15 protein-coding genes are annotated in these 13,733 nt (G+C 39.8%); 2 read left to right on the forward strand and 13 right to left on the reverse strand.

All coding sequences use genetic code 11. The features are described 5' to 3' along the window. Positions 1 to 61: 61 nt before the first annotated feature. The 3 genes from DFO72_RS00460 to DFO72_RS30320 all read right to left on the reverse strand — a co-directional run bounded on the left by DFO72_RS00460 (position 62) and on the right by DFO72_RS30320 (position 3,032). Entirely contained in the window at positions 62 to 1,039 is a 978-nt protein-coding gene (locus tag DFO72_RS00460) for a S66 family peptidase (RefSeq protein WP_113884685.1), read from the reverse strand. A 127-nt stretch (positions 1,040 to 1,166) separates the two neighbouring features. Then, entirely contained in the window at positions 1,167 to 2,633 is a 1,467-nt protein-coding gene (locus tag DFO72_RS00465; protein WP_113884684.1) for an NAD(P)/FAD-dependent oxidoreductase, read from the reverse strand. A gap of 228 nt (positions 2,634 to 2,861) precedes the next feature. Further along, entirely contained in the window at positions 2,862 to 3,032 is a 171-nt protein-coding gene (locus tag DFO72_RS30320) for a YjcZ family sporulation protein (protein ID WP_009332599.1), read from the reverse strand. Positions 3,033 to 3,222: 190 nt separating this feature from the next. Between DFO72_RS30320 and DFO72_RS00475 the strand changes: the two genes are divergently transcribed. Then, positions 3,223 to 4,314: an SGNH/GDSL hydrolase family protein gene (locus DFO72_RS00475; RefSeq protein ID WP_113884683.1), complete on the forward strand. Its 1,092-nt coding sequence runs from the start codon at positions 3,223 to 3,225 to the stop codon at positions 4,312 to 4,314. A 96-nt stretch (positions 4,315 to 4,410) separates the two neighbouring features. On the opposite strand, the gene DFO72_RS00480 is transcribed toward DFO72_RS00475, so the two are convergent. The 5 genes from DFO72_RS00480 to DFO72_RS29205 all read right to left on the reverse strand — a co-directional run bounded on the left by DFO72_RS00480 (position 4,411) and on the right by DFO72_RS29205 (position 7,570). Further along, entirely contained in the window at positions 4,411 to 4,908 is a 498-nt protein-coding gene (locus DFO72_RS00480; protein ID WP_113884682.1) for a PTS sugar transporter subunit IIA, read from the reverse strand. A gap of 18 nt (positions 4,909 to 4,926) precedes the next feature. Next, a complete protein-coding gene (gene msrB / locus DFO72_RS00485) occupies positions 4,927 to 5,367 on the reverse strand; it encodes a peptide-methionine (R)-S-oxide reductase MsrB (protein ID WP_113884681.1) in 441 nt (146 codons plus the stop codon). Further along, on the reverse strand, positions 5,367 to 5,903 hold the full coding sequence (gene msrA, locus DFO72_RS00490) for a peptide-methionine (S)-S-oxide reductase MsrA (RefSeq protein ID WP_113884680.1): 537 nt from the start codon (positions 5,901 to 5,903) through the stop codon (positions 5,367 to 5,369). Before msrA ends, msrB begins: the two co-directional genes overlap by 1 nt. Positions 5,904 to 6,040: 137 nt before the next feature. Further along, positions 6,041 to 7,099: a ribosome small subunit-dependent GTPase A gene (gene rsgA, locus DFO72_RS00495; protein WP_113884679.1), complete on the reverse strand. Its 1,059-nt coding sequence runs from the start codon at positions 7,097 to 7,099 to the stop codon at positions 6,041 to 6,043. Positions 7,100 to 7,420: 321 nt separating this feature from the next. Further along, positions 7,421 to 7,570, reverse strand: coding sequence for a hypothetical protein (locus DFO72_RS29205; protein ID WP_166672398.1), 150 nt, complete (start codon positions 7,568 to 7,570; stop codon positions 7,421 to 7,423). Positions 7,571 to 7,710: 140 nt separating this feature from the next. On the opposite strand from DFO72_RS29205, the gene DFO72_RS00500 reads away from it, so the two are divergent. Further along, a complete protein-coding gene (locus tag DFO72_RS00500) occupies positions 7,711 to 8,481 on the forward strand; it encodes a DUF4397 domain-containing protein (protein ID WP_113884678.1) in 771 nt (256 codons plus the stop codon). Between the two features lie 57 nt (positions 8,482 to 8,538). Here DFO72_RS00500 and DFO72_RS00505 read toward each other — a convergent pair whose 3' ends face one another. From DFO72_RS00505 to DFO72_RS00525, 5 genes are all read right to left on the reverse strand, one after another. Further along, positions 8,539 to 9,120, reverse strand: coding sequence for a YpmS family protein (locus tag DFO72_RS00505; RefSeq protein WP_113884677.1), 582 nt, complete (start codon positions 9,118 to 9,120; stop codon positions 8,539 to 8,541). Next, positions 9,110 to 9,949: an SGNH/GDSL hydrolase family protein gene (locus tag DFO72_RS00510; protein WP_113884676.1), complete on the reverse strand. Its 840-nt coding sequence runs from the start codon at positions 9,947 to 9,949 to the stop codon at positions 9,110 to 9,112. The genes DFO72_RS00505 and DFO72_RS00510 overlap by 11 nt, the downstream gene beginning before the upstream one ends. Before the next feature lie 121 nt (positions 9,950 to 10,070). After that, a complete protein-coding gene (locus tag DFO72_RS00515) occupies positions 10,071 to 10,652 on the reverse strand; it encodes an SCO family protein (protein WP_113884675.1) in 582 nt (193 codons plus the stop codon). 156 nt (positions 10,653 to 10,808) lie between these two features. Continuing rightward, positions 10,809 to 11,789: a nucleoside hydrolase gene (locus DFO72_RS00520; protein WP_113884674.1), complete on the reverse strand. Its 981-nt coding sequence runs from the start codon at positions 11,787 to 11,789 to the stop codon at positions 10,809 to 10,811. Between the two features lie 83 nt (positions 11,790 to 11,872). Beyond that, positions 11,873 to 13,489, reverse strand: a complete 1,617-nt coding sequence (locus tag DFO72_RS00525; protein WP_113884673.1) for a sensor histidine kinase — start codon at positions 13,487 to 13,489, stop codon at positions 11,873 to 11,875. Positions 13,490 to 13,733 lie beyond the last annotated feature (244 nt).

The raw sequence follows: 13,733 nt of genomic DNA on the forward strand, positions 1-13,733 counted from the left end.
ACTACTGGAAATGAGTGTATTTTTTACACAAAAAAACCCCGGCATCACTTCCGGGGATTAATTATATCTGTTCAATCCAAATTTCACTCTTAGAACTTTCTGCTTTTATAACTGCTTTCCCTCCAATCGGAATAGTGGCACAGGGCTGCACATGGCCGAAATTCACATTTCCAATCACAGGAATACCTTGAAGCTCTTTTTTTGAATCAATAATCTTTCTCAGTGCCTCTTCGGTAACCTGAGAATTCTTCTGAAATCTGCCAATCAGGATTCCTTTGATGCCTTGAGCATCAGGCAGGTGCAGCAGTGATTGAAGATCCCGATCAAAGGTAAGAGCATGTGATTCCTCATCATCTTCAATAAATAAGATAGAATCCTTTAATGATGGCATGAACTCCGTCCCCTGCAGCAGGTTAAGTGTGCATAAATTCCCTCCAATTAATCTGCCTTCTGCACACCCTTCCTGGATGACCGTATACCCATTGTTTTTAATGAAAAGTCTGTCTTCCTGATCAAGATACCACGGATCATCACTCCAATGTGATGAAGCGAGGATTTCATAGGGAGCGTCATTGGTTACTGCATTAACAAAAGAATCAAGAGTGTACTCAAAGCCATGTTTCACACCGAAGCTTGAAAAATGCGGGCCTGAATAGGTGATCAATTCTGTTTTTTTATAAATGGCGCCCTGCAATGCCGTGATATCACTAAATCCGCAGAATATTTTCGGATTGTTTTTTATTATCTCGAAGTCTATGTAATTCAAAAGCTGGTTGGCGTTATAACCGCCAATCACTGTCAGGATTCCCTTTACATTAGGATCGGTAAAAGCATCATGCAAATCTTCCAATCTCTCTTCAATAGAAGTACTGAAAAACTCATCATGCAGTTCTGCATTTTTACCGTATGTTACTGTGAATCCAAGCTGATTCAGCCGTTCCTGGGCAATTCGCAATTGTTCGCCTTTTATGATCGCCATACTTCTTGACGGTGCAATGACCCGGATTTCATCCCCTGGCTTTAAACGCTCTGCAAGCATTATGTCCTCTCCTTTGCCCCTTTGATTCTTGTTTATTGTTTTACATTTTATCAGATACAGTCTCGTTAAGAAATGACTGTTTTTGCATATTGAAAAAAGGCCAGCTTTTCAGCTTGGCCTTCTGTTTTTATACTATTGCAGGTTCCCTTCTTGGTGCATTGCTTTTCTTTTCTACGATATCCCTTGCTATCCACACTCCGCAAGCTCCGGCTTGTGCGAGCCCTCTGGTAATGCCTGCACCGTCCCCGCCAACATAAAGGCCGCTGATTTCCGTTTCGAAACGGTCATTAAGTCTTGGGCGTGCAGAGTAGAATTTTGCCTCCACGCCATAGAATAGTGTATGTTCTGATGCAAGGCCAGGAGATACATGGTTTAAAGCCTCAGTCATTTCAATCAGGCTTTTCATAGTATTATATGGAAGCACAAGGCCTAGGTCGCCAGGTACCGCCTCTTTTAAGGTTGGCTCAAGGAAACCTTCTTTAATTCTCTTCTCAGTTGATCTTCTTCCTTTTAGTATATCTCCATACTTTTGAACAATGATTCCGCCGTTTGAAAGGCTGTTGGCAAGCCTTGAAATTTCGTGTGCATACTCGTTTGGCTTATCAAACGGTTCTGAGAATGTATGGGATACAAGCAGCGCAAAGTTTGTATTCGGGCTACCCAATTTAGGGTCTTTATAAGCATGGCCATTCGCCAGCATGATTCCGGAGTGGTTTTCCACTACGACATGACCGGAAGGATTGCTGCAGAATGTCCGAACTCTTGTACCGACAGATGTATTAAATGTGAACTTTCCTTCGTAAAGATGTTTATTAATCTCCTCCATGACAATATTGGAAGTTTCGACCCGGACCCCAATGTCGACCTGATTATTGATCATTTTTAAGCGGCGGGACTTCAGGAGGTTTGCCAGCCAAACAGATCCATCTCTCCCAGGTGCTACAACCACCTTATCAGCATAAACTTCATTTCCGGACTTAAGCTTAACCCCCATAATACGATGGCCATCAGGCGCTTTTTCGGTTATGAGATCTTCAACCTCTGTCTTGTAAGACATATCAATTTTTTCACGCAAATATTCATAAATGCTTTTTAGTATTTCAAGGTTCTGCTCCGTACCTAAATGCCTAACCTGTGCTCGAAGAAGTTTCAGTCCCGCTGCATAACCGCGGCGCTCAATATCTCTCACTTCATCCGTCATTGGATCTGTGATGCTTTCAGTTGCACCATGTTTTAAATTAATTTCATCTACATATTTGATCAATTCAACAACCTGGGAATCAGGAAGATAATCTGTCATCCAGCCGCCGAATTCACTTGTAATATTAAATTTCCCATCTGAATAAGCACCTGCTCCGCCAAAACCATTGGTGATTGAACAAGCCGGCAAACACCCTGCATACTCTTTTTTTCCCGCGGCCGGCGGGCATTTCTCAATCTTTTTCTGTAAAATCGGACAATTCCTCCGAAAAATATCATGACCCTTATCAATTAATAAAATATTTGCTTCAGGCATTTTTAGTGTTAGTTCATAACAAGTAAATATTCCAGCCGGTCCAGCACCGACAACAATAACATCATAATTAGCATTCATCGTCCTATTTCCCCCAGACGCATTATTCGTTAATTTCATTAACCCTAGGTAACTATATCAAACACTGAATAAATGGTCAATCATTTTACGAACTATTTAATCAAAACAATAAATATTGTTCGGTTTTAAAAAAGTTATGTAAAATTCCGTAAATTAACTGCAATTGCTGGCCCCTTAACAAACAGAAGGCTGCTCCTAAAGAGCAGCCTCCACAAGATTCATTTTATATTACCAATTTCCACAGCAGCATGCTCCGATAATAATCAATAGAATGAATAATACGACGATCAATGCGAAACCGCCATATCCACATCCTCCATATTGAGCACCCGCTACAGGATAGCCATATCCCGGAAAACATTGGTCGTAGCCAGCACCAGCAACTGCACCTTTATACATTAATAATCACTCCTCAATAAGATTTCTTGGGCATTTTCAATATTAATGTATGTGCTGAGAACTTGACCCGCATGTGCATTTGCCCATTTTTATAAAAAAACGCTGAACTCCATTATAAACCTTCCCCCATAGCCATTATTAGGGTACGATAACATTAAGGATTCAGAAAAGAAGCGGGGGATTCAAACCAATGAAGAAAAGGAAGATCGGCATATATTTTTTTATCATCACTTTTATATATGGTTTGTATCATTTGTTTGATAGCCTATCTAAAGTTGAAGGGGCAAATCCAACTAACGTGTATCAAAAGTTATCGTCTAAAGAGAATATCAATTACCTCATTATCGGGGATAGCATTGGAAGGGGGTCAGGTGCGACCTCCAAATCAGCTGCATGGTTTACAAGGCTTGAACGGCATCTTCATAGTGAATTTGAAATCAAGGCCAGAAGGCATTCCATAGTCCAAAGCGGTGCCACTGCCTTTGAAGGCTTATATAAGCTTCAGCAATCCGAACATTTAGGGAAAATTGATTTAACTTTTATCGTGTTTGGGGAGAATGACCGCAAATATATGGATGAAAAGCAATTTTCATATTTCTACGAAGGGCTTATCCGGAAAACCAAACAGCTCTACCCTGATACCGAGATCATAACCATTACAGAAAATCCGCTTGATATTGAGGCATTTGTTCAGGCAATTTCTATTATTTCCAATCACTATGGCGCAAAAAATGTGGATATGAGAAAGTCATTCGGACAATCTGGATTGCCTGCACAGGAACTGACAAAGGATATGGTCCATCCAAATGATGAGGGCTATAGAATATATGCAGATACACTAATAAAGAAAATAAGAGAATTAGCCGGAAGTCATGCAGAGATTGCTGAGCTTTCTGCCCCCATTCATGAAAATGCGGATATTGAAATAGCATCCATTCCTCATGTTACAGAGGTATCGGGTTCTTTTATTCACAAAGACGGCATTTGGGAGAGCAGCAAGGCGGGTGACAGTCTTGAATATCAATTTAGCGGCCCTTTCCTTGGGCTCAATATGATTCGAAGCGAAAAAGGCGGGAAGATGGATGTTTTCATAGATGATGTTTACATTACATCTTTATCCGCATGGTGGCCACTGACTAAAGAAAGATACCAATATATTGCCAGCGGCCTCGAAAACGGACCGCATCATGTAAAATTTATTGTGACTAAAGAAAAATCAGTGAATAACAGTACTGACGATGCTGTTATTCAAATTTCCTCCATCCTTACCAAGGCAGAGTAATGAAGCTTTTCATAAAAGAAAAAGAGAAGCTATTATAAACTCAGACTGCAAAAGCGACCTGAAAAAAGCCGCCCAATTATTGGCGGCTTTTTCCGATTATTTAGCAGTAACTGTCATTACTGTAGATGTACCTCTTGTTACTGCTCCTGCTGCATTCTTCTCAAGAGAAGCGACCTGGTCGCCATTAGTGACAATGATCGGTGTGATAGTGCTCTTTGCCTTTTCTTTAACCAGTGCTAAATCAAAAGTGACAAGCTTATCACCTTCACTGACCTTTGATCCTTCGGAAATATGGGTCTCAAACCCTTCCCCTTTCATCGAAACCGTTTCAAGGCCAATATGAATTAAAATCTCGGCACCATTCTCAGCACGAATGCCAATTGCATGCTTGGTAGGGAACACTTGAACCACTTCTCCATTTACCGGGGAAACAACCAACCCTTCTGCAGGTTCGATTGCAATACCGTCCCCCATCATTCTTTCTGCAAATACAGGATCAGGCACTTCTTCCAGATTAACTGCTGTGCCTGTCAAAGCAGCCTTAACCTCAATTGCTTTAACAGCTTCCTTTTTGCCAAATAATTTCTTAAACATGAAAACACCTTCCATTTCTTAGTTTGCATCATTAAATAATCTCAGAAATTCTTTATAGCCTTCTTCCTCCAGTTTTTCCTTAGGAATGAACCTTAGTGCAGCAGAATTTATGCAATATCGGAGGCCCTCAGGTCCAGGCCCATCATCAAAAACATGACCAAGATGGGAATCGGCTGATTTGCTTCTCACTTCCGTTCTGACCATATAGTGGCTGCGGTCTTCTTTTTCGACAACTTCTTCATCCTGTATGGGCTTTGTGAAGCTTGGCCAGCCACATCCTGCGTCATACTTGTCTTTTGAGCTGAAAAGAGGCTTGCCGGAAACAATATCGACATAGATTCCCTCTTTAAATTCATTCCAATATTCATTGCGGAATGGCGGCTCTGTGCCATTATTCTGAGTGACTTCATATTGCATTGGATCTAGTTTCTGCTTTAAATCTTCTCTGCTTTTTGCCATTATCTTTCACCCCAATGCTTATTAATAAATGCCTTTCTTCCAGAGCCGGTTTGATAGGAAATGTATCTATCCGGATTTTTTTTGTAATAATGCTGATGATAGTCTTCTGCAGGATAAAAGTCTGAAGCAGGCAGAATCCTGGTAACTATCGGTTTCGTAAATGGACCGGTTTCTTCAAGCTTTTGTTTGGATTCTACTGCTGATTGCTTTTGTTTTTCATTGTGATAGAAAATCGCTGTCTGATATGATTGGCCGCGATCATAGAACTGCCCTCCTGCATCTGTTGGGTCAATCTGCTGCCAATATAGTTCAAGAAGCTTTTCATATGGGAAAACCTCAGGATCAAATGTAATTTGAACCGCTTCGTAATGACCAGTCGTTTCTGAACAGACCTGCTGGTAAGTAGGATTTTTCACATCCCCTCCGGTATATCCGGATATTACTTCTTTAATCCCAGGCTGTTCATCAAAAGGCTTTACCATACACCAAAAGCAGCCTCCTGCAAATGTTGCCTTTTCAAATAGTTTCTCTGTCATTTACTCCACCTCTTTCGGCACTTTTCTATCTTTTACTTTTTCCCTTAGAAAGATGATTTAAAGCTATATACATAAGATTAATGAAAAGATTCCTTATATGCAAAAGAAACCTCTTTTGTGAAGAGGTTTCTGAATTTTTACATTCTTTTATTCTTTGCTCCGGCGCTCATTTTTTTCCAGCGTTTGCGCTCTTCAGATTGGGCTCTCTTATCCTGTTTTCTGTCCAGATAAGCGAGCTCCTTTAGAAGCTTTTTATAGCTGTTAAGACGTGCCCTTGATATGCTTCCATCCTCTATAAACCTAGTCACAGCACAGCCTGGCTCATTTTCATGTGTACAGTCCCTGAACCTGCAGTTTTCAGCGGCTTGCTCAATATCTGTGAAGCTTTCAGAAAGCCCGTTTTCACTTTCCCACAGCTGAAGCTCTCTCATTCCTGGAGTATCAATTAATATGGCACCGTCAGGAAGTAGGATGAGTTCCCGATGGGTAGTTGTATGCTTTCCTTTATCATCACTAATCCTAATATCCTGGACTTTTTGCTTATCCTCCCCAAGAAGGTAATTTGTAAGTGTGGATTTCCCTACGCCTGAAGAGCCGAGTAAGGCGATTGTATTTCCTGGCTCTAAAAACGGCTTAAGCTGGTCTATTCCCTTCTCTTCAATGACGCTGATTGAGATAACAGGAACACCCATGGCAACACTATCCACCTTAGCAAGCTGATCCTCCAGATCTTCACAAAGGTCAGCCTTGGTAAGAACAATGACAGGAGTTGCCCCGCTTTCCCATGATAAAAGCAAATAACGTTCCAATCTCCTTAAATTAAGATCCTCGTTAAGAGAATTAACCAGGAAAATAGTGTCTACATTAGCTGCTACAATTTGCTCTTCAGTATTCATCCCTGCAGCTTTTCGTGAAAATTTGCTTTTTCTTGGAAGGACAGCATGTATCGTCCCTCGCTGTTCTCCTGTCCTTTCTTTGATGACAACCCAGTCACCGACAGCAGGATAATCTTCCCTTGATGATGCACCGAAAGAAAACTTCCCTGATACCTCACACAGCATTTCAGAGTTATCTGTCCAAACGCGATACATTCTTTTATGCTCTAGTGCAACACGGCCAATTTGATACTCTTTTTCTTCATACACTGAAAATGCCTCTTTAAAAAAATTATTAAATCCAAATTTAGTGATTGTCAATGTTTGTTCCTCCATGCTTATAGAAATTTAATTTACATACAAAAAACCATAGGCAATCAGCCCATGGTTTAATAATGCAAGGTTCAATAAGCAGTGGAAAACAAACTGGTCCGCTCGATTAAACGATCTCCATTTGGGCTGTGCCTGAATTATCTGCAATTAACGTATTTGCATAAAGTTCTTTTTTCATAGCACATCACCCACTTTCGTTTATTTGTTTATATTATATGGAATATTGCACCAGAAGTAAAGCGTTTTTATTTTTAATCATAATTATTTCAAGTAGAAAATTGTTTTAATAATAAATTTGGACCGTTGATTTCAGCTGCGGACACTAAGTGAACCGCGGAGAGGAATGTGAGCCTCTTCAGCTTCGCCTGTGGGATCTCTCACTTCCCTCTCCTCCCGCAGGACATTGAATAATCCGCCCTTATTCAACACCGCAAGAAGGAAATGCGGCAGCATTTTCAAGGATCAAGTGTCCTACGCTCCAATCAACTCAGTGCCTGTTACTCAGTTTAGCTTTTATGCTATTCAGATTCACTCTTCCCCATGTCGCATTCACCCAGGCAGAAGCATATGTTATTGAAGCAGATTTAGGAGGGAGAAGCATGGCTTCAGAGAGAAACCGGCAATGGTACTTCCAAAGAGCAGCTATGTATGATCTTCTGGCACAGTATTTTAAATATATTGATCCTGCACAATATATTGCTTATTACCATAAACATTTACATTGCCTAAATCAGGCTATTCAAAAAATGCGTACAAACAACCAGCTGCCTTCTGTAATGGTTCAAGAGAGACAGCAGGCAAAAGTACGGATCTTTCATGGTTCACCTGAAGCCGGTCTGGTTGATATTTATGTAAACGGTACAGGTATTTTGAAGAACTTCCACTATAAAGAAGCAAGCAGTTATGCTTCACTGCCAGCTGGCAAGCATCAGATAGACATATATCGAGCAGGTAACAGGGCGTCCACGCTTCTAAGCAGAAAATTCATTATTGCCGCAGGTAAGTCTTATACAATTGCTGCCGCAGGAATTGCATTGAAATTAAAGCTTGTTGTTTTAGAAGGCCGACATGAAGTGCCTGCTGGAGCAACAAAAGTCAGATTTGCCCATCTTTCAGCTGATGCTCCTGCTGTTGATATCGCCGTAAAAAATCGGGATGCCGTTTTTTCCAATATCGCTTTCAGGCAGGCAAGTAAATATATGGCCTTAACTCCAATGACTGTCGACTTGGAAGCAAGGATTGCAGGCACCCCCCATGTAGCCCTGTCAATTCCTCGAATGCAATTTCAAGCAGACCAGGCTTACACCCTAATGGCTGTAGGTTCTATTGTAAATGAGCCTGTGCTTGAAACAATTCTGATTCCAGACTAAATGGTTCAAATACCCGTTAACAGAAAAAGGAATCCTTTGCGAAAGGATTCCCTTTTCTCATTTAACCGGCACAAGAAGGGTAAAACGAATATCATCCTGCTTTAAATTAAATTCATCCACTCTTACTTTTACATCACTCTTCAGCTTCATTTCCTGCAGCGACACATAAATTCGTTCTTTCTGCGGCTGGATTGTGACTCCTTCTGGAAGCTTATAGCGGTCTTTTACCAGCTTTAGAACATGTGATACAGGGAGATTCAGCTGTCCTACAGATATGGACTTTTGCTGGAGGACAACATCCCCATTCTCCAAGGCTTCCGGTTCAAATGATAATTTCATTTGCAGATCCTGACTGAAGAAAGGGATTGTGCCATATAATTCAACTTCATCATTCAGAAGAACTTTATAATCTATTGCCCCTGTCAGTCCTTCTTTTTCAAGATAGTGGTTAATGACTCTATTCAAGTCTTCTTTATTGGCTTTTATGTTAAAGGGAACATAATTTTCACTATTCTCGGTGATCGCTGTATAGCCTTCATCATCTGCCGGCATGCTGATAAAAATAAACAGCAGAATTAAGATGAGTGCATTAATGACCAGCAGCGCCAAAAACAGCTTTTTCCATTTGCTATCTTTCAATCATCTTCTCTCCATTTCCTTCTGCTTTCCTTTTATACGGAATTTCTTTCAGAACTTCTTCTGTTAGAATTTGATGAACTCGGCCAGCTATTAATTCATATCCTTTGTCATTTGGATGAAAATAGTCTGTATATAAAAGATTATCATCGGTATTTTCGAAAATATCATCTATTTCAACAAAATACGTTCCCGGATAATCTTTTAATATAGCCTGGCTTGTGCCATTCCAATCTTCAAGAATTTCATTTATTTCCGTTATTTCCGAAAACCATTTTAAAAAGGGATTATATAACCCTATTAAAACGATTTTACTATTAGGGTTTACCTCTTTAATCGCATCTAAAACATCAATCAGATTTTGCTCATAGTTTTTCTTTTCCTTAGTAAAAGCCCTAAGCTTTAGGTTTGAAAAATTCTCGCGGACAACTTTCATAACATCATTTCCGCCAATTGTTATGATAACCGCGTCTGCACTCTTCACAACATCTTTTACTTCTTCAGTCCCTAGTTTTTTCAATAATTGATCGGAACGATTGCCTCTTACTCCAAAATTATAAAAAACAGCGTCTTGCACACTTTTGTCTTTTTCCAGTGACATTTCAAGATATGGCACGTAACCTCCGCGTTCAGTACTGTCTCCAACCCCCTGGGTTAAAGAGTCCCCTACTGCAGCAACAGTAATATTTCTTGGAAAAAAGTCGAGAGGGATATCCTCTTTGAGTGCGAGTTTAGATTTTTTCTCAGAATGAATGATTTCGCTGTTGTTTGATGAACTGCAGGAGGCGAGAAGCAGCATGATCAAAAAGATGAAGGTGAATTTTTTTATCATACTATCACCTGCCTATATAATTCAATCATATTATAACATGTACTTTCCTATTAAAAAGAATTAGCATTGCCTGGAAGGTTCCCTGGCTTATCCCAAAAGAAAAATAGACCTTTTCCAAGGTCTATTGCAAGGCTTTAATATCATTCATTATTTCATCTAATGGAATTTCATTAAGCCCAGTATAATATTTCATAACAGTGCCGTTCTGGTCAACAAGGTAAAAATCTGTTCCATGGATAACCTGATCGCCTGTTTGCGGCTTTTTCACAATGGCTTTAAAATATTCCATAGCATACTTTTCAATTTCTTCCTGGGAATAGCCAGTCAGAAAATGCCAATTAGTGAAATCTGCATTGTATGTAGATGCAAATTCCTTTAATACCTCAGGTGTATCAACCTTGGGGTCAACACTGAAAGAAACAAATTCGATATTTTTAATGCCTTCCTTCTTAGCCAAATCCTGAAGCTTCTTCATATTAGCTGTCATTGGCATACATACATCTTCACAGTTAGTAAAAATAAAGTCTGCCACCCATACCTTGCCTTCAAGATCCTTTAAACCAATTTCCTGATTGTCCTGATTTGTATACTTAAAATCTGCAAGCTCCCAGTTTAACGCGTCCTTTATACCACTCTGTCCGCATGCTGAAAGGACTAAAAGCATAAAAGCTGAAACGATAATGGCAAAAACTCTTTTCCTCATATATTCACCTGCTTTAATTAGTTACGATGCTAATTTTAGCAAATATTCTTGAAAGAAGAAAGAAGTACTTGTGACAAACTTGTGAATAGAAGCTTTTGGCTCTTTTTTAAGAACTAGCGGGATAAGCAGGAATCATCCGCAAAAACACATTTCCTTTTAGGGTGTTTTCGTTTTATGATTGGTCATTATTTCATAAAATTTCCTGATAAAATTTGAATAATTAAATTGCACAGCAATCCGATGAATCCGGTATTTCATCTTATCTTCAGGAGGTACATTCCTAAAATCTCCAATACTCTGGCCGAACGCCTCCCCCCTGTTGACAATTATTTTTACCGGGACATCCATATATTGAATTTCAGCTCCTTCAAGCATTGCCCAAAAGGTTAACAAATCGTGCAGGGGACTGCCGCTTATGCCAGGGTAGGTTCCTTTATAAAAATTAAAATAATAATCAACCATAGGCTTAAGTAGCAAGCCGACTTTATTTTGTACAGACTGATAATAAGCATCAAGGGCGTCGACAATAGCTGGTGTAATGATTGCAGACATCGTTACATCCAAAGGAAGAATATGAATTTTCTTCGGTGCATTTGAAAACACGACATTGGCTGCGTACGGATCACCATAAAAATTAGCTTCAGCTACCGGAGTCACATTGCCAGGAACATTAAATGCCCCTCCCATTATGTAAAACTCACTGACTTTACTCATGAGTCCAGGGTAAAGAATAAATGCCGCAGCCAGTGAGGAAAGCCTGCCTACATTTACTATAATTATATCATTTTCATACATCTGGATCAGGTTTTTGAAATCGCCGAAATTTTCAAATATACCATTGGAATTCTGCAGATTCGGCGTAATCGGGCCGAGTCCCTCTTTACCGTGGACGTCCGGATAATACACCGGGACTTCTCCGGTTAAGGGCAAAACAGCTCCGCTGAATACAGGAATATCCTTGTGTCCAGTTACTTCTTGCAGGTATGCAGCATTTCGGATGGCATCTTCCCTTGATACATTTCCATAATCTGCAACAATCCCCACGATATCGATTTCTTCTGAGAAAAAGGCAAAGATCACCGCAACAAAATCATCTATTCCAAAGTCACTGAATAAAAGGACATTTTTTCTCTTCAACCTTACACCCCCATAATTCATTTTATTCGGGGGATAAACAATAATGGCAAATATTTTCAATTATGGGATAAAAGTCTATAACGCTAATCAATAGCCAGCGGAATGAATATCCGGAATACCGTGCCCTTTCCTTTCTCACTATTAACTTCAATACGTCCCTTCATCCGGTCGACAATTTGGTAGCACACCAGCAGACCCATCCCAGTTCCCTTTTCTTTCAAAGAATAAAAAGCAGTTCCCAATCTATCCATTTCTCCCTTTGTCATACCGATCCCCGTATCAGAAATTTCAAAAACACCATATATACCTTCGCTGGATACGGAAAGTGACAAGCAGCCCCCATTTTTCATGGCCTCAATGCCGTTTTTATAAATATTGATCAAAACCTGCTTTAACTCACTGGCATTCCCTTGTATCCATATACCTTCAGATATCTCGGAAGCAACAGATATATTTTTTGACATCATAGCATATGAGTTCATTAAATCAATTACACTGGCAGCAAGTTCCCCGGCATTGATTGCCTCTACTTGTTCTATATCAGGTTTAGCAAGTGATAAATAATCGTTTATGATTGTTTCTGCTCTTTCCATCTCATCAATCATAAGCTTTATGTACATTTTTTCTTCTTCGGTCATTTCTTCCTTAGCCAGAAAAATTTGAAGGAATCCTTTTACTACCGTCATTGGGTTTCTGATTTCATGTGCCACCGAAGCAGCAAGCTGGCCAATTGCGTTCATCTTCTCAGCTCTCTGCAGCTCCTTAAGAATCTTTGTCCTTTCCATGATATGCTCCATTTCCCCTATTGCTTCTTCAAAGCGATGTGAAGAGGAAATATTTCTTGGTACTGTCCCAAATTGCTCGGAAGTGGCAGACAGCCTTTCAAAAAGGATAGCCAGACGGGTGGTCATAAAGTTAAATCTCTCTGAAAGAATGCCTAAATCCGATTGATTAGAAGGCTTTAACTTTACGTTAAAGTTACCGCTGCTGACTTCTTTAAAACCTGAAATAATATCATTAATTGGCTCTAATACTTTTTTAAGACCCCATTTTAAGACAAAATATATTAAAAAGATAATGATTAAAAATAAGCCTGATAAATATAGGGCTAAATCTCTTTGAATCGATTTCAGCACAGCTGCATCAATATCGATACATAATATGGCAATAATATTTCCTTTAGAATCCACAATAGGTGAAAAGGCAGAAATCCAGGTGCCAAACTGATCCTGATGAACCTCACTGGATGCAGCACTTCTCTTCTGCACGGCTTCCGTTAAACCATCTATAAAATCGTCACTTGCCGAATAAAGTGAAAATGATTCCAGGCCCATTTCTTTAAAGCTTTTGGAAGTTACTAATAACTTTACTGAGTTATCATCACTTTTTTCCGGCAACAGCAGTGATGCATTTGAATATGCTGCCTTTTCATTTACCAATGAAATAAGATGATGCAGTCTTTTATAAGCAGGATCGGACGGATCCTGCTGTTCCTTTACTTTCTCAACATCTTCGTACTCTATAACAGAGCTCCAAAGAGATGCCATGTCAGTCACTCTATCTGTAAGCTGCTTCTCCAACTGCCGGGTTTCAACCATAAAGCTGATGCCTGCTGTAAAAACCGTGACAAAGAAAGAAATGAGGAAGGAGAATAACAGCACTTTCCTGAACAAAGGCAAATTTTTTATTTGATCCTTCATATAGCGTCACCGATTCCTTTTACTCTAAGTAGCTATCTAACCTTTTTCGGCAAAATTCTGCTGAAATCCTCTAAAAACGCCAAAGTTTTAAAAGTGCAGCATTTAACTCCGGAACAAAAGCGGAAGCTTCTTGATCAGGGCAGGCGATGGAGCAGGGTGCAGTAATTTTTCATCAAAGTTATTCACATCTTTATATTTTATAAATTCCTAAACTACAAAAAAACGCATAGCCTGATAAGCCATG

Source organism: Cytobacillus oceanisediminis, assembly GCF_004366035.1.
GTDB classification, from domain to species: Bacteria; Bacillota; Bacilli; order Bacillales; family Cytobacillaceae; genus Cytobacillus; species Cytobacillus oceanisediminis_C.